This window comes from Zoogloea sp., assembly GCF_041914405.1.
Taxonomy (GTDB): Bacteria; Pseudomonadota; Gammaproteobacteria; order Burkholderiales; family Rhodocyclaceae; genus Zoogloea.
On the sequence record NZ_JAYSDK010000002.1, the window covers coordinates 13,149 to 27,411 of the forward strand.

The window sequence follows — 14,263 nt, forward strand, 5'->3', positions numbered from 1 at the left end:
GCTACTCGACCCACCGGGTGCGAACCGCAAACCCTGCAAACCTTGTTTTCTGGTCGGTCGGTAGCGCAATGCTGCGCTGGCGCCTCCCGTATTGGGCTATCGCCAGGAAGGACCCCTCTTGCCTGGGGCATGTACGTGTGCGCCGACCAGAACAATAGGCAGTGACCGTCACCACCGTCACAACCATCACGGATCGGTGGCTGCTCGTGACGATGGTGATGGTTGTGATGGTCGTCGCTTATTGTTTACACCGGCGAGCAGACAGATATTGACCGACGGTCCGACCGTCACACTGCGTCGGGCTCCTGCATCCACGCCGGGATATCACGCTGGCCGTGCAGCACGCGCCAGACGTCGATGTGATCGGGGCGCTCGACGTAGAACACGATGTACGGGTAGCGTGTCAGTGACCAGGCGCGCAGGCCAGGCAAGTTGAGTTCGTGCCCGTAGCGAGGTGAGCCCGTTGCCGGATGGCGGGCAATGTAGCCGTAGGCCTTCTCGAGCGCATCGATGAAGCCGAGCGCCACGGCCTCATTAGCTTCAGTCAGATAGTAGGCAACGGCCTCATCGACATCCCGGTTGGCCTGCTCACGCGGGACGACAGGTTTGCGCTTCACGCCTTGGCGTTGGTTTTGGCAGCCTTGCGTACCCGATCCCGCAGCCCCTCGAAGTAGCTGGCATCGGCGGGTGCCGCCGGGTTGGATGCCGCACCGGCCAACAACAAGCCACGCAGTTGCAGGCGATCCTGGTCCTTGCGGATCAACTCGCGCACGTACTCGCTGCTCGTGCCGTAGCCGCGCTGGCTTACCTGCTCATCCACGAAGGACTTCAGCGTGTCAGGAAGGGAGATGTTCATCGTGCTCATCGCGCAAGTGTGGGTTCTTTGGCAAAATTTGGCAAGACCCGTATTCCACCATACCGAAAGAAGGCATCCATGCCCAACCCGAACAACTGCCTGCGCTACTGGGATCTGGCCGATCACATCCGGATCGATGACGCCATTGCCCTGTGGTGCGGGGTAGAGCCCGCCGAGCTCGCCAGCCTGAACTTCGAGACCCAGTGCATGAGCGCCAAGCGCGCGGCACTGGTGGCAGCCCTGCGCACGGAACGCTTGGAATACGAAGATCTGGGCATCGTCACTGCGCGCGGCCAGGTGTTCAAAGGCGCACCCATCGACGAGTTGCTGGAGAAAGATCGGTTGGTGATCAACAAGGCCAGCCTGCGCCGCTGGTTCGAGCAACTGCCCTTCGAGGATCGCCCAGCCTTCCTGTTCGACGAGGCCCGCCAAGCGGTGCTGCCCGATGGCAGTGAGGCGGCGGAGATGAACAGCCTGAAGGCCATCGCGCTGATGGCACATCTGCTGGCAGCCTCAGCAGGCAAATACCGGGCAGGCGAGCGCCCGAATTCAGAAGCCATTGGCCAAGCCGTCAACGATCTGGCCAAGCAGTTCTTTGGCGAGGAGGTACGTGGCTACGCATCTTTCCATAAGAAAGTCGGCGCTGCCCTCAAAACCTTTTCGAAGGAAATCCCGCAGCGTTTGCGCGATTCCTGAACTTCAGGAAACTAAGCTGAAGTTCGGCGGGTTGCCATACCCGTCTGAACCAGACTGGCGACATCCATCAATCACCACGGATGTCCGCCATGAAGCTCTCTCGCCCAACCCTGCCCGAAACCGGCTTTGTACGGTTACCGCAGATTCTGTCCCTGATCCCCATCAGCCGCTCGGCCTGGTGGGCGGGCATCCGGGAAGGCAAATTCCCCCAAGGTATCAAGCTCGGCAGCAAGACCACGGTCTGGCGCGCTGAGGATATTCGCCATCTCATCGAACGCTCGCGCTGATTCGGGCGGTGATGATGAGCGCGTCCATTCCTTCTCCGGACGGAGCAGTAGACAACGACCGTCACCACCATCACGACCATCACACGGTCGAGGTGGCTGGCGAGGCCGTGGTCGTTGATGACGTCAGTGGCGAGCCCAGCCCCACGCCGGATGCTGATCCCATCGCGGTGATCGAGGCGGCGCTGGCCCGTCTGGTGGATGACGTGGGCGTGCTGGCCGAAGACGACGTGGTGCGCGCCTTCTCGATCCTGAAGGCCACGGACCTGCCCAGTTACTTGCGCCTGCGCCACGCTGCCAAGAAAGCCAATCGCGGTTGTTCGGTGACGGTGCTCGACAAACTGGTGCGCGCCGAATTGCCCGCCAGCGATGACGACGCCAGCGCGCTCGATGAACTGGTCGCCCTGGCACGGGCGCAATGCCAGTTACACCACGACGCCGATCGCAACGCGGTGGCTGTAATCCCGATGACCAGTCGGCGCGAAGTCTGGCGTGTGTATTCCTCCGGCTTCGAGGACTGGCTGCGTGCCGCCTACTGGCGTGCCAAGGAAATGGGTGTGCCCGAGACCACGATGAAGTCGGCCCTGGCCACGCTCGCCGCCGCAGGCATCAACGATGGCGAGGAGATCGAAGTCCACGTCCGCGCTGCCCGCTTTGACGATGGCTACCTGATCGATCTGGCCGATGAGCAGTGGCAGGCCATCCACGTCACCCCGCAGGGCTGGCGCGTGGTCAACGAGTCGCCGGTGTACTTCACCCGCACGCCCTCGATGCGTCCGCTGCCGATGCCTGTCGCGCATGGCGATGTCGGCTTGCTTTGGCAACACACCAACATCCCGGCACACAGCCGCGTGATGGTGCTGGCATGGTTGCTGGAATGCTTCCGTCCGGACACGCCTTTCCCGGTACTGGAGCTGGTGGGCGAGCAAGGCTCGGCCAAGTCCACCACGCAGTCCGTGCTGCGCAGCCTGGTCGAACCCAACAAGGTGATGCTGCGTGGCCGCCCCAAGACGGTGGAGGACGTGTTCGTCGCCGCCGCCAACAACTGGCTGGTCAGCTACGAGAACCTCTCCGGCCTCACGCCCGAACAGCAGGACGCCTTTTGCACCCTGGCCACCGGCGGCGGCTTTGCCTCGCGCCAGCTCTACACCAATGGCGAAGAGCACGTGATGGAGACCAAGCGCCCAGTGGTGCTCAACGGCATCGCCGTGGTCGCCACACGCCCCGACCTGATCGACCGGGTGATCCACGTCGATCTGCCGACGATTGCCGCCGAAGCCCGGCGAGACGATGCCGACACGCATTCGGGCTGGGAACGTGATCAAGCCACGGTGTTTGCCGGGCTGCTCGATTTGTTCTCTGCGGCGCTGGCCGTCCTGCCGACGGTCAAGCTCACCCACAAACAGCGCATGGCCGATTACGAACGGCTGGGCGAAGCGGTGGCACGCGCCTTGGGCTTTGCTCCCGGTGAATTCCAGCAGCAGTACGCCGAACTCGTGCGCGCGGGCATTGACCGGGCACTGGAGAGCAATGCCGTTGCGCAGGCCCTCGACAAGTACCTCGCCGAGCGCGTGCTGCCCATCAACTGGCAGGGCACCGCTGGCCAGCTCTATGACCTGCTGAACACCCACAGCATCCCCGACCGCAGCAGTTGGCCGCGGTCACCCAAGGGTTTGTCGGATCAATTGCGCCGCATCGCACCAGCCTACCGCGCCAAAGGCATCGACATCACCCACCTCGGCCACAGCCGCGAGGGGGCGCGCTGGCGCATTGCCCAGACCCGTTCCCAAACCCATCCTGCCACGCCACCCGGCATCGAGGGTGGCACTCGATATGGAGCTCACCGTGAGTAATTCCAACCAGCACGCCTTGCACCCGCTCTGGGCCAAGGCCCTCGGCGTTCCAACGCCGTCATCGTCAGTGTTGCCGTCCAAGCCAGCAAACGCCTCGGTCACGACACCCGAAGCAACAGACGGCTGGCAAGTCATCGCTGCCGTCAATCCACGTCCCGGCGCGCCGGTCGGCATCAAGAAGCAGGTCGGTCCACACCTGTGGATCAGCACGACGGTGCGTCCCGGCGACCCGCGCTACCCATCCGCCCTGCAAGTCTGAAACCTCAACCCACTGGAGCCACTATGAGCCTGCTTTCCCAACTCAAAACCACCGTCAAGAAGTCGCCTGCCAAGCCCGCCGTTCCGGCCATTGAGCCCCCGACGCCCGCAACCTCGGAATTTGTGCCAACCAGTCCTGCCGACGATATCTGCGATCTGGAGACCCTGGCCGTAATGCTGCAGCAATTGCAGACCCGCAATCAGCAGTACCAGCGTGCCATCGATGCCTTGGTCGCCGCACGCCGTGTCGTCAACGGCTGGGACCCGAAGCCCGAACCCGAATTGATCTGGTCGGTGCGCCGCGAAGTGCTGGTGGCGATGGATAACCAGGATGCCCTGGCGCGGTTTGACCGCGACCACTCGCAAGACGTCGCCGCCGAGCAGGCCGCACGCCACGCGGCCACCCAGCAGGCGCTGGAGGCACCGGCACGGGTCAAGGCCCTGGAACAGTACATCACCGACCTGGCCGCTGAGATGGCGCGTGATGTCGATGAGAGCTTCATCTTCGCGGAGATGAAGCGGTTGTTCGAGCCCAGCGCGCAGCGGATGCTGACCGCCGCGCAGGCCTTCGTGCAGGCGTGGCGCGAGATGAGGACGGTCGAGTCCAGCCTCAAGAGCGCGTTTCAGCTGACCCACTACAGCGTCCAGGGTGATCGCCGTAGCGGTTACGAGATGTCCTTGATCGGCAAGGCCAACGATGGCGACCTGCTGCCCAACCTGATCGAAGGCGTTGCTTACGACGACCTGGTGGACCTGAATCGCCAGTTCCGCCGTGGTGACGATGTGCTGTCGCGCCAGATCAATCAGCAACTGACTCAAGCCGGAATTCCTGCGGGGACGCTGCGTGTGTATCACCCCGGCGCTGCCAGTGACGACCGTCCGATCTACGCGCCCGATCCGAACCCGCCGCGCAAGCGGCCACCGGAGTCGCCCTACGGCGGTGCCACCGTGGTCACGATCCAGACCTGAAGCACAACCCCCCAGGCGAAATGGGTCCTTCCTCGCCATAAAGCAATACGGGGGGCGCGAGCGCGCTGCCCCGCTACCGACAGAACCCGAAACAGGGTTACCAGTTACCACACCGGTTACCGCCCGGCACCGCGCCGGGTTACCACGCAAGGAGCCTTTGATGAACCACACAACAGAACCCCAAGCCAGCGATTACGCCCGCCAAGTGCCCGTTGAACGCCTGCAGCACTACCACCCGGAAGTCGAGCAGCGCGTGCAAAGCTGGTTTGCCAGCGGCCAGCCGCTGGTCTGGATTCCCATCCTCAGCCAAGAAAACTTCCCGGACGTGCCCCAGCAACTCTTGGAGTTTGCCGACCATTACCAGGAGGCGATGCGCTGGCCCATCCACCATATGGAAGAACTGCTGCAGTTGCCCAACGGCATCACCGGCTGGTTGATGCCGGCCACGGCCCACGACACCGATGTGGCCTGCGGGGTGTGGGACGGTCAGATCTACATCCTGGGCATCAAGGACCGGCGCACTGGCAAACCGCAGACGCTGTTGGGAGAGCGTGTCGATGTTGCGACAGGGCAAGCCGACGACCCCGAACCGAGCGCGGTTTGACTTGGCTTCTGGTCGCCACAGCGCGTTCATGGACCTGTCTCAACCACAGGAGCATTTGAAATGACAGACACCCACAACGGCAGCATCTCGGCCCAGTTGGCCACACTGCCCTCCCTGCCGATGCCCGAACTCTGGGCGCTGTGGGACCAGCACTTCCCCCGACGGCCCAGCCATCGCAACCGCAACTACGTGGAATCGCGTCTGGCCTACCGCATCCAGGAGCTGGCCCACGGCGCGCTGCCCACCAACATCCGCAAGATGCTGGTGGAGGCCGGGGCCAAGCATTCCAAGATCAAAACCGCCGCCGGACGCAGCACGCAAACCCTGCTGATGCCCGGCACGACCCTGATCCGGGAATGGGATGAGCGCGAGTACCGTGTGACGGTCACGCCCGATGGCCTCTACGCCCTGGATGGCCAGGTGTTCAGGAGCCTGTCGGCGGCGGCGCGCCACATCACGGGCACCCAATGGAACGGCCCGAAGTTCTTTGGTCTGCGCAGCGGCAAGGGGGCTCAACAATGAACGCGCCGTTGCTCGTTCCGCCCAAGCGCTGCGCGGTGTACTGCCGCGTTTCCAGCGACGAACGTTTGGACCAGTCCTTCAATTCCATTGATGCCCAGAAAGAAGCCGGGCACGCCTTCATCAAGAGCCAGAGCCACGAGGGCTGGATTGCCGTGGCCGATGATTACGACGATGGCGGCTTCTCGGGCGGCAACATGGACCGGCCTGCCTTGAAACGCCTGATGGCGGACATCCAGATGGGCAAGATCGACATCGTGGTGGTCTACAAGATCGACCGGCTGTCACGCTCGCTGGCGGATTTCGCGCGAATGGTCGATGTGTTCGACCGCCACCGGGTCAGCTTCAGCGCGGTCACGCAGCAGATCAACTCGGCTACGTCGATGGGTCGGCTGATGCTCAACGTCCTGCTGTCCTTTGCACAGTTTGAGCGCGAGGTCACCAGCGAACGCATCCGCGACAAGATCGCCGCCAGCAAGGCCAAGGGGATGTGGATGGGCGGGCCACTGCCGCTCGGGTACGACGTCGAAAACCGCCTGCTGGTCATCAACGAGGTCGAGGCCCGGCTGGTGCGACGCATCTTCGATGATTTCGTGACGATGCGTTCGGCCACGCTGATGGCCAAGGCCTATGGCGCTGAAGGCGTGGTCACCAAGGGCGGCAAGCCCTTCACCAAGCAGACCATCTACAAGATGCTGCACAACCGGATGTACCTGGGCGAGATCGTCCACAAGGGCCAATCCTTCCCCGGCCAGCATCAGGCCATCGTCACCCAGGCACAGTGGGATGCGGCGCACGCGCTGATCGCCACCGATGGCATCGAGCGGCGGCGTGAGACCAATGACCGCCAGAGTGAACCGGTTCTGCTGCGTGGCCTGCTGTTCACGTCCGATGGCGAACGGCTGGTGCCCAGCTACACGAAGAAGAAAGGTAAGACCTACCGCTATTACAGCCCAATCAAGCACCGACGGTTTGGTGCGTGGGCCAGCAGCCACGGTGCGTTGCCTGCGCTGCCGGTCGAAGAACTGGTGACCGAGCAGATCGTGGCGGCCCTCTCAGCCCCCCATCTGGTGCAGGCGGTGTGGGATCGGATTCGGGAAACCAGACCGGAAATTTCGGAGCCCGAGGTGGTATTGCCGATGCGAAATCTGGCTGGCCTGTGGCACCAGTTGTTCCCCGCCGAACAGTGTCGACTGGCGCAGTTGCTGATCGAGCGCGTGGTGATTGCCGATGGCGGACTGGAGATCATCTGGCGCGACCAGGGCTGGCAGGAACTGGCCGGGGAACTGCTGCCTGGCACCATCGGCGCGGAATTGCAGGAATGGGAGCAGCAGGAGGTGGCGGCATGAAACCAAAGATGCAGACTTTGGGCCGTCCCGTCGCCCGCGAACGCCGGGATGGCGGCCAAGTTAAGCTGTCGACCTTCATACCGCTGAAGATCCGCAAGCGTGGCGGCAGCAAGGTGGTGGTGCGGCCGGATGGGGCGGTTGAGTCACCGGGCAAGGTCACCAGCCAGATCGACCAGCCCTTGCTGGTGGCCTTGACGCGAGCCTTCTACTGGCAGCAATTGCTCGACGACGGCGTGGTCGGCAGTGGCAGCGAGATCGCCCAGCGCGAAGGCCTGCACCACTCGACGGTCAATGAGTTACTGCGCTTGACCCTGCTGGAGCCCGCCATCATCCAGAGCATCCTGGCCGGGCAACAAGCCCGGTGTATGAGCCTGCTGTGGTTCCAGCGCAATCCGCTGCCGACCGACTGGGTGGCACAGCGGGAGGTGGTGGCCGGGTTCGATGCATGATCGGGTTACGAGCCCTCGATGACCCGGGCCACGTCACCTTGGCATTCGGCGCACTTGCCCACCAGCAGCAAGTCGCCGCCCTTGAGGGTTCCGGTGAAGTTGGTGATGGTCGTTTCGTGGCTGCAATGAGCGCACCAGACGTTGGACAGCAGTCGCTGGCGGATGTCGGCGGGAAGCGATTCCCAGCGCTGGCGGGCTGGCTTGGTGAAGGTCGGAAGGTGTTCAACACCCTTCACCAATGCTGCTGGTGATGGATCTCCCAACAGTTGCTCTGCCGCCTGCGCTGCAGTCTGGAGAACGAAGGCCGACACAGGCATCCCTGCCACATCCGCCGCCCGGCGCAACAAATCCTTCTGTGCAGGGGTCAGCCGCAGCGTAATTCGAGTCCCGTCGGTCGCCAGGGATTTCTGATCCGTCACGTCAGGTTCCTTCACCCTTGGCAAAACTCCGCAACCAGGGATCAAGGTGTGCGATGTCAAATGTTCCGGTCTCGAACATCTCGATCATCTCGGCGTGAATCTGCATCGGAGCACGATGCAAGCGCCAGCCATTGATGCGCAGAAACACGTCGGCAGCGGCGAAGGCGATGCGTTTGTTGCCATCCACGAATGGATGGTTGATTGCCAAGCTTTCCAGCAGCGCGGCCGCTTCAGCCACGATGTCGTCGTAGTAGCCGGTCTGCGGGCGGAACAAGGCGGCCTCCAGCGCACCCGGATCACGCACACCCGGTGCGCCGCCGTAACGCTGCATCAGCACGGTGTGCATGCCGAGCACATCGGCCACGGTCAAGTAATCGCGCCGCACGGCTTACTTGGCCAGTTCACGGTAGAGGCTGTCGAACTCATCCAGGCTTGACGCGAACGAGGCCATGACGTGGCGACGGGGACGTTCCTTCTGTTGCCGGTCGATGTAGTCGCGCAGTGCGTCATCCAGCACCGCCTGGAACTGGCGTCCCTGGCTCTCTGCGATCTGGCGCAACGCCGCGAGCACGTCGGGCGCGGCCTGGGAAGAAAATTTCTCGCGGACGGCAGCGGTCATGGTTCTCTCCATCATGATTCATCTTGATGCTTCATGATAGAGCAAGATGGGAACGTTTGCCACTGTGTGAGTGGCGTTCGATGCCTGACCGGTGGCCTTGGTTGACAACGAACCGCCGCGCGTAAGTTGTTGATTTTTATAGAGCCTGATCTGCGCATACCCGCAGGCCAAACAGAGAAAAGAGACGGCTCTGGCAGAGAAAGCGGCCGATTTCGGGCGTTTCGGCTGGTGGCCACCCGCAGCACAGGTAGCCGGAACCCCGCGCCACGCGGTGATTTCAGGCAAGAAAAAGGGCCCGGAGACTATCCGAGCCCTTGTATATGGGCCGGGGGCTATCTAACTTCGGTCTGAAAGCCGCATAAATACTGGGTTTTCTGTTCTTCGATTTTCATTGTGCCCCCAAATATGCCCCCATGTGCCGAGGGTTGCCCGCGGTAGAGGAAAACGAAAACCCGCAAAGCGTCAGGCGACCTGACCATTCAGCGCATGTTGTCCCTGTGGAGCACCACACAGCTAGACCGGCTACGCCTCAAAGAAGCTGCCTGGACGACCGCGTTGTCATAGAATCCATGATTTGATTGGCATCCGCAGACCTGAAGGCGATTTAGGAAACGCGGCCGAGCGGTTTCGGACACTGGTCTTGAAAACGAGAATGGGAACGATCCCTTACGGGTTCGCATCCCGGATCCACCGTCACATACATGAACATGAAGCGAAGGGAACGCAATGGGCACGTATCGAGTCGCACAGGTTTGCCCCAATGGGCACGTTGCAACGAGCGCAGCAGACCAATACGCGGAGTTGCGGGAAGCCTTCTGCTCCCGCTGCGGTGAAGCAACCATCATGCAGTGCCCGAAATGCAGCGCTTCCATCCGCGGCGATTACTATGTTGAGGGCGTATTCGGATTCGGCGGACACTACGAGCCCCCAGCCTTCTGCCACAACTGCGGTAGCCGATTTCCTTGGACTGAGCGCAAGATTGCGAGCGCTATTGAGTTGGTCGAGGTCGGTGCCGATCTTCCAGTTGAAGAACTTGAACAGTTCCGCGCGGATCTGACAGAGCTGACCAAGGACAGTCCCAAGACACAGGTGGCCTCCCTTCGTTTCAAGAAGGTAATGGCAAAAGTTGGAACCTCTATTGCGTCTGGAGTGCGCGACATTGTTGTCGATGTGCTTAGCGAAGCCGCCAAGAAGGCGATTTGGGGAGCCTAGAAGGAATGCCGATGACACTTGACGAAATTAGGGCTTGCCTCCAAGCAGGGGGCTTCAAGATTGCAAGCGAAGCCGTGCTGCCAAACGGAACTGGCAGTCAGTTTCGATTGCAGAATGAGGCGATCGTCAATAGTTACCACACCGGCAGATTCAACGTTCAGGGCAAGAACCAAGATGCTGTGAAGGCATGCCTTGGCGTGCAGCCCGCGCAGGCTGCGGCAGCAACTGCACTACAAAATGGCGCGGCTGCTAAGCCAATGCTCAGCAAGGTGTTCGTCGTCTATGGGCATGACACAGCAGCGCGCACGGAGCTTGAAGCGATGCTGCGCCGCTGGAGGCTTGAGCCGTTGATCTTGGACCAGCTTCCATCCGAGGGCCAGACCATCATCGAAAAGCTGGAGAAGTACACGGCAGATGTGAAGTTTGCTGTCGTGTTGGCCACACCTGATGATGAGGGCCACCGTGCCGGACACGAGGATGAGAGGGCATTCCGTGCACGACAAAACGTTGTAATGGAATTGGGCATGATGCTTACGCTGCTCGGTCGCAAGAACGTTGCCATCCTTATGAAGCAACAGGACAACATGGAGCGCCCATCCGACATTCAAGGATTGCTCTATATCCCGTTCAAGGACAACTTGCAGAAAGACGCCGGTCCGCTTCTGGCAAAGGAAATGGCAGCACAGGGCTACCCGATTTCGTTGGCGAACCTGTAGCCCTCTGCGGCAGATACACTCCAAGATGCTCTAGCCCATGCCCTAGACAGGGGAGGCTACACAGCGATCTACCTGCAGGCGCTCTTCAGCCTCGCCGGATCTGACACGAACGGATTTCCTTCCCCCTGCCATCGGACGATCCGGGCGTCTCGCTCCCGCTCCCAGGCATCCACTGGGTAGGCCTTGGCCCAGGCACACATCAGCTTCTTGTCCTGTGCGCTCATCCGCAGGCTATAGGTCTCGTACATGTAGAGCGTGATCCGGGCTGCCCGTCCCCGGACTTCCTCGCGGGGCTGCACGCGCTTTCCCTTGAAGTCGACGATGGTCTGGCACTCGCCGTACATGCTGGAGCGCTCTCGCGTCCAGGCGCTGTAGGCGAAGTTGTTCCGGTCGCCATTGACCTCGCCGACAGCCGGCACCAGGTTGTTCAGATCGCCTTCCGCCCTCTGGAAGGCGGGATCGGTATCCGTGCAGTTCTTTCGTCCGCCGTCCTGCCAGCACTGGCGCTGGTGGCCCAGCACCCAGGCAGGAACAACGTGCTCCCACTCGATCCGGCCGGCGCGCAAGGCGTTCTTTCTGGGCGCGTAACCGCAGCTCCCGAAATTCACGACTGTGCGGACGTAGCGGCAACCGCAGTAGAAATCCTCCTCGAGCCCATCGAAGACTTTGGGGAGCACCTTCTTGGCGTTGGCAAAGTCTCGGTGCCCTACGGTACGAACGCTGTTGACCAGATCCGGCGACGGAGCGGCGGGCGCCGGTGCTGCGGCAGGTGATGAACTACGGGCCGGGGAGGAGTGGGGGCGTGGCGTGGTGTTGGCTGCATGGCAGCCGGCCAGAACACTGGCGATTAGCAAGGCAAGGTAACGCATCCCCTGAAGTGTAACCGCAGTGACGCGGGAGCCTGTCGTGTTGCCTGCTATCAAGCCCCGCGGCGGTCCCACGCGATTGAACTGCATCACATCGACGCTGGTGATTTGCCGTATCGCATATACCCGTTATGGGTGAAATATATGGGCTTCTTCCGTCAAAGCCGAGGCGACGAAATGCGCTCATCTGCACTTGCAGCCCTGGTTCTGTTTGTCGCGGGTATCGCCCATGCCGGCGAGAGTCCGTCTGCACAGCGTCGTTCCATCTTCACCCCCGCCCCGAAGGAGGTCGGGAAACTCATCAAGGTCTGTAAGGGCTGCGGGTGTCGTGGTGGGGGAGGCTTCCGGTTGGCGAACGGCAAGTGTGCGCCGAAGCCGAGGTAGCCCCGATGAGCACTGCAGAGCCGAATGTTTTGCGCCAGGTCGCCGCGGAGGATCGAAGGCTGAGAATCCTCCAGGCGCTGGAGTGGAGTAACGGCTACATGTCCAACTCTGCGCTGCTAAAGGAGCTCTTGAAGACGGTGGGGCATGTAACGTCGGCCCACGTTCTGGCGGCCGAGCTCGCGTGGCTTGAGGACGTCGAGCTGATTAGGTTGACGAGGCAAGAAGCGTTTTCGGTGGTCAGGCTGACCACGGCTGGCTTGGATGTCGTTGAGGATGCACGGCAACTCCCCGGGGTGGCGCGCCCCGATCCAGAGGGCTCTCCATTCAGGCGATAGGCTTGCAATCTCAAACTCAACACCATAAGAGAAGCGTGCTCGATGAAGAGAAATATTTTCCTAATGTCTTGGCTTGCGGTGACGGTAGTTGTGGCAGGGATTGCGTATTGTTTTGGTGCACGTTCTTTTTTGGCGAGCTCTCCGGATTTGGTCGAGAAGAGCGTTAATGTCTGGAATGCTGTCGGATCATGGGTTTCTGGATTGGGATCAATCGCTGCAGCGATTGCGGCGTTACATATTGCCTACAGGCAAGAGGCTCGCAGAGATAGAGAGAGGTTCGAGGCCGATATAGATGAGAGGCAGAGGTATGTTGGATTGGCTCTTTCGCTTGTCAATCAAATAAGAGGTCGTGTCTTCTTTCTGTCTCAGGATCAATATGAGCATTCAAATACCCTGGCATCGCTAAGTGTTCACGGCCGAAAGATTGGTGAGGATTTTTCCAAGTTGTTTGGGAGGGAGGTCTACTCAGCATTGCCGCGCTCTGTTTTGAATGAAATCGAGTCTTTTTCTGTCGCTATTTTCAAGCTTGAGGAGCGTGCAGAAAACGCTAAAAATATGGTTCGGGAGGGAAAGGATATATATATTTCATCATGCCATTTTGGGGGTGTTGATTTACAGGTTCTTCTTTCCGATTTAGATCAATTGCATAATAAAATTGAATGTTTGGTTGTCGATCAAACGTCATCTGAGGTAGGCAGCTCAAACATCGTGTCGAGAAATCCCCTGTAGATATTGCTGCTGCAGATGGTGATCTAGGAGCCGTGGGCTCCTGGACACGATCTTAAAGGGAGGTTATCTACTTCCCGTTCCCAGGTGATCCCCGCAGCGCTTCCAGCGTGGCACGCGCGTTCTGCTCCGTCCCAAATACCAGGTGCAGCAGGATCGGCAATGCAGGCGGAAGATCCCGCCCCGATTCGTACCGGCTACCGCCCGATTGAGTGAAGCCCACAAGGCCCCAGAACTTGGTCTGGTTCAGGCGCAGCGCATCCCGCAGGGCTGCAGCCCCAAATCCGGTCTTGGCAGCCTGCAGCAATGCCACTTTCGGTCTTGGAACACTCAGGCCGGGTTCTCTCAGCTTCATCAGTAGCGCTTGAGCCTCGTCGACCGGTCCATACGCCAGGTGGAGCAACGCCAGAACGTGCTCTGGTACATCGCGCCCGGATTCATAACGACTGCCCCCGCTCTGGGTGACGGAGAGCCGCCCCCAGAACTGCTTCTGGATAAGCCCGCTGCGCTGCCGGAGTCTCACGATCTCGGGGCCCGACATCGCCAGCTTTCCGAATACCGGTGACTGAGCGAACTTGTTCGGCTTTCCCGGGGTGGCCTCCGCATTCAGTTCTGTGGCGGGGACCCTGGGCGCCTCCTCGAGGATTTCGGTGTCGGCCTGTGAGTGGGCTGGAGCGCTGCAGGACAGGATGCGTAACGACCGGCGGCCGGTCGCCTCGATGCAATGAGGGGTGCCGGGTGGAATGTGAAGGGTGTCGCCGGCCTTCACAGGGATGATTTCCCTACCCAGGGTCATGACTCCCTTGCCATGGGTGACGTGGCAAAGCTTCATGCTGACGCGGTGTCGGTGCAGCATGGTCCGAGCGCCGGCCGGGATGATCGTCTCCATCAGGCTCTGCGCTGTGTTGCCGCTGACGTTCGACGGCATCAGTTCCCGCGTGATCGACTTGTCCGCCGCGATCTGGGCCGTTACGGCGGCGTAGGGCTGGATCGAGGATCCTGCAGCTCTCGGCTTGGTGCGGGGTGAATGCATGGGCTCCCTCTGCGTCTGGGGATGCGTTTGAGATACGACATAAAGGTATCCCACGCAGAGGCGGGGCTCAAGTCTGTTGCGGTTCGATGGTGGGGAGGGTGCCGATTCTCCCGTCC

Annotated in this window: 20 protein-coding genes; 13 read left to right on the top strand and 7 right to left on the bottom strand. The window is 61.1% G+C overall.

Annotated elements, in window-relative coordinates; all coding sequences use genetic code 11:
* Positions 1-287 precede the first annotated feature (287 nt).
* Positions 288-617 (bottom strand): type II toxin-antitoxin system RelE/ParE family toxin, encoded by a 330-nt coding sequence (locus tag ACE3RX_RS01165; protein ID WP_374479446.1) that lies wholly within the window; start codon positions 615-617, stop codon positions 288-290.
* Positions 614-856: a type II toxin-antitoxin system ParD family antitoxin gene (locus tag ACE3RX_RS01170; RefSeq protein WP_374479448.1), complete on the bottom strand. Its 243-nt coding sequence runs from the start codon at positions 854-856 to the stop codon at positions 614-616. The genes ACE3RX_RS01165 and ACE3RX_RS01170 overlap by 4 nt, the downstream gene beginning before the upstream one ends.
* Before the next feature lie 78 nt (positions 857-934).
* On the opposite strand from ACE3RX_RS01170, the gene ACE3RX_RS01175 reads away from it, so the two are divergent.
* The 9 genes from ACE3RX_RS01175 to ACE3RX_RS01215 all read left to right on the top strand — a co-directional run bounded on the left by ACE3RX_RS01175 (position 935) and on the right by ACE3RX_RS01215 (position 7,837).
* Entirely contained in the window at positions 935-1,552 is a 618-nt protein-coding gene (locus tag ACE3RX_RS01175; RefSeq protein ID WP_374479451.1) for a hypothetical protein, read from the top strand.
* 89 nt (positions 1,553-1,641) lie between these two features.
* Positions 1,642-1,839, top strand: coding sequence for an AlpA family transcriptional regulator (locus ACE3RX_RS01180; protein WP_108081098.1), 198 nt, complete (start codon positions 1,642-1,644; stop codon positions 1,837-1,839).
* Positions 1,840-1,853: 14 nt separating this feature from the next.
* Positions 1,854-3,689, top strand: coding sequence for a hypothetical protein (locus tag ACE3RX_RS01185; protein WP_374479453.1), 1,836 nt, complete (start codon positions 1,854-1,856; stop codon positions 3,687-3,689).
* Positions 3,682-3,948: a hypothetical protein gene (locus ACE3RX_RS01190; protein WP_374479455.1), complete on the top strand. Its 267-nt coding sequence runs from the start codon at positions 3,682-3,684 to the stop codon at positions 3,946-3,948. Before ACE3RX_RS01185 ends, ACE3RX_RS01190 begins: the two co-directional genes overlap by 8 nt.
* A gap of 23 nt (positions 3,949-3,971) precedes the next feature.
* Positions 3,972-4,916: a hypothetical protein gene (locus tag ACE3RX_RS01195; RefSeq protein WP_374479457.1), complete on the top strand. Its 945-nt coding sequence runs from the start codon at positions 3,972-3,974 to the stop codon at positions 4,914-4,916.
* A gap of 160 nt (positions 4,917-5,076) precedes the next feature.
* The gene (locus tag ACE3RX_RS01200) at positions 5,077-5,520 is read left to right on the top strand and encodes a hypothetical protein (RefSeq protein WP_374479459.1); all 444 of its coding nucleotides are present in this window, start codon (positions 5,077-5,079) and stop codon (positions 5,518-5,520) included.
* Positions 5,521-5,580: 60 nt separating this feature from the next.
* Entirely contained in the window at positions 5,581-6,042 is a 462-nt protein-coding gene (locus ACE3RX_RS01205; protein WP_374479461.1) for a DUF2924 domain-containing protein, read from the top strand.
* Positions 6,039-7,388, top strand: a complete 1,350-nt coding sequence (locus ACE3RX_RS01210) for a recombinase family protein (RefSeq protein ID WP_374479463.1) — start codon at positions 6,039-6,041, stop codon at positions 7,386-7,388. The genes ACE3RX_RS01205 and ACE3RX_RS01210 overlap by 4 nt, the downstream gene beginning before the upstream one ends.
* Positions 7,385-7,837 (top strand): site-specific recombinase resolvase, encoded by a 453-nt coding sequence (locus ACE3RX_RS01215; RefSeq protein ID WP_374479465.1) that lies wholly within the window; start codon positions 7,385-7,387, stop codon positions 7,835-7,837. The genes ACE3RX_RS01210 and ACE3RX_RS01215 overlap by 4 nt, the downstream gene beginning before the upstream one ends.
* Positions 7,838-7,842: 5 nt before the next feature.
* Here ACE3RX_RS01215 and ACE3RX_RS01220 read toward each other — a convergent pair whose 3' ends face one another.
* From ACE3RX_RS01220 to ACE3RX_RS01230, 3 genes are read right to left on the bottom strand one after another with little or no spacing between them, the layout of a single operon-like run.
* Positions 7,843-8,256, bottom strand: coding sequence for a DUF1778 domain-containing protein (locus tag ACE3RX_RS01220; protein ID WP_374479467.1), 414 nt, complete (start codon positions 8,254-8,256; stop codon positions 7,843-7,845).
* Between the two features lies 1 nt (position 8,257).
* Positions 8,258-8,620: a type II toxin-antitoxin system death-on-curing family toxin gene (locus ACE3RX_RS01225; RefSeq protein ID WP_374479891.1), complete on the bottom strand. Its 363-nt coding sequence runs from the start codon at positions 8,618-8,620 to the stop codon at positions 8,258-8,260.
* A 24-nt stretch (positions 8,621-8,644) separates the two neighbouring features.
* Complete coding sequence (locus ACE3RX_RS01230) at positions 8,645-8,875, bottom strand: hypothetical protein (RefSeq protein WP_374479469.1); 231 nt, start codon at positions 8,873-8,875, stop codon at positions 8,645-8,647.
* Between the two features lie 726 nt (positions 8,876-9,601).
* Here ACE3RX_RS01230 and ACE3RX_RS01235 point away from each other — a divergent pair.
* A complete protein-coding gene (locus ACE3RX_RS01235; protein ID WP_374479471.1) occupies positions 9,602-10,087 on the top strand; it encodes a DUF2321 domain-containing protein in 486 nt (161 codons plus the stop codon).
* A gap of 11 nt (positions 10,088-10,098) precedes the next feature.
* Positions 10,099-10,803, top strand: coding sequence for a TIR domain-containing protein (locus tag ACE3RX_RS01240; RefSeq protein ID WP_374479473.1), 705 nt, complete (start codon positions 10,099-10,101; stop codon positions 10,801-10,803).
* A 68-nt stretch (positions 10,804-10,871) separates the two neighbouring features.
* On the opposite strand, the gene ACE3RX_RS01245 is transcribed toward ACE3RX_RS01240, so the two are convergent.
* On the bottom strand, positions 10,872-11,672 hold the full coding sequence (locus tag ACE3RX_RS01245; RefSeq protein ID WP_374479475.1) for an endonuclease: 801 nt from the start codon (positions 11,670-11,672) through the stop codon (positions 10,872-10,874).
* 386 nt (positions 11,673-12,058) lie between these two features.
* Here ACE3RX_RS01245 and ACE3RX_RS01250 point away from each other — a divergent pair, with 386 nt between their 5' ends.
* On the top strand, positions 12,059-12,388 hold the full coding sequence (locus ACE3RX_RS01250) for a hypothetical protein (protein WP_374479477.1): 330 nt from the start codon (positions 12,059-12,061) through the stop codon (positions 12,386-12,388).
* Positions 12,389-12,430: 42 nt separating this feature from the next.
* Positions 12,431-13,117: a hypothetical protein gene (locus ACE3RX_RS01255; RefSeq protein ID WP_374479479.1), complete on the top strand. Its 687-nt coding sequence runs from the start codon at positions 12,431-12,433 to the stop codon at positions 13,115-13,117.
* A 67-nt stretch (positions 13,118-13,184) separates the two neighbouring features.
* Here ACE3RX_RS01255 and ACE3RX_RS01260 read toward each other — a convergent pair whose 3' ends face one another.
* Entirely contained in the window at positions 13,185-14,147 is a 963-nt protein-coding gene (locus ACE3RX_RS01260) for a cupin domain-containing protein (RefSeq protein ID WP_374479480.1), read from the bottom strand.
* Between the last annotated feature and the right edge of the window lie 116 nt (positions 14,148-14,263).

What these genes read in the sequence shown, in the direction of transcription:
- ACE3RX_RS01240 (WP_374479473.1), top strand. Translation starts at nt 10,099, where the DNA reads ATGACACTTGACGAAATTAGGGCTTGCCTCCAAGCAGGGGGCTTCAAG.
- ACE3RX_RS01170 (WP_374479448.1), bottom strand. Translation starts at nt 856, where the DNA reads ATGAACATCTCCCTTCCTGACACGCTGAAGTCCTTCGTGGATGAGCAG.
- ACE3RX_RS01195 (WP_374479457.1), top strand. Translation starts at nt 3,972, where the DNA reads ATGAGCCTGCTTTCCCAACTCAAAACCACCGTCAAGAAGTCGCCTGCC.
- ACE3RX_RS01235 (WP_374479471.1), top strand. Translation starts at nt 9,602, where the DNA reads ATGGGCACGTATCGAGTCGCACAGGTTTGCCCCAATGGGCACGTTGCA.
- ACE3RX_RS01180 (WP_108081098.1), top strand. Translation starts at nt 1,642, where the DNA reads ATGAAGCTCTCTCGCCCAACCCTGCCCGAAACCGGCTTTGTACGGTTA.
- ACE3RX_RS01245 (WP_374479475.1), bottom strand. Translation starts at nt 11,672, where the DNA reads ATGCGTTACCTTGCCTTGCTAATCGCCAGTGTTCTGGCCGGCTGCCAT.
- ACE3RX_RS01255 (WP_374479479.1), top strand. Translation starts at nt 12,431, where the DNA reads ATGAAGAGAAATATTTTCCTAATGTCTTGGCTTGCGGTGACGGTAGTT.
- ACE3RX_RS01205 (WP_374479461.1), top strand. Translation starts at nt 5,581, where the DNA reads ATGACAGACACCCACAACGGCAGCATCTCGGCCCAGTTGGCCACACTG.
- ACE3RX_RS01210 (WP_374479463.1), top strand. Translation starts at nt 6,039, where the DNA reads ATGAACGCGCCGTTGCTCGTTCCGCCCAAGCGCTGCGCGGTGTACTGC.
- ACE3RX_RS01175 (WP_374479451.1), top strand. Translation starts at nt 935, where the DNA reads ATGCCCAACCCGAACAACTGCCTGCGCTACTGGGATCTGGCCGATCAC.
- ACE3RX_RS01185 (WP_374479453.1), top strand. Translation starts at nt 1,854, where the DNA reads ATGAGCGCGTCCATTCCTTCTCCGGACGGAGCAGTAGACAACGACCGT.
- ACE3RX_RS01215 (WP_374479465.1), top strand. Translation starts at nt 7,385, where the DNA reads ATGAAACCAAAGATGCAGACTTTGGGCCGTCCCGTCGCCCGCGAACGC.
- ACE3RX_RS01260 (WP_374479480.1), bottom strand. Translation starts at nt 14,147, where the DNA reads ATGCATTCACCCCGCACCAAGCCGAGAGCTGCAGGATCCTCGATCCAG.
- ACE3RX_RS01230 (WP_374479469.1), bottom strand. Translation starts at nt 8,875, where the DNA reads ATGACCGCTGCCGTCCGCGAGAAATTTTCTTCCCAGGCCGCGCCCGAC.
- ACE3RX_RS01250 (WP_374479477.1), top strand. Translation starts at nt 12,059, where the DNA reads ATGAGCACTGCAGAGCCGAATGTTTTGCGCCAGGTCGCCGCGGAGGAT.
- ACE3RX_RS01200 (WP_374479459.1), top strand. Translation starts at nt 5,077, where the DNA reads ATGAACCACACAACAGAACCCCAAGCCAGCGATTACGCCCGCCAAGTG.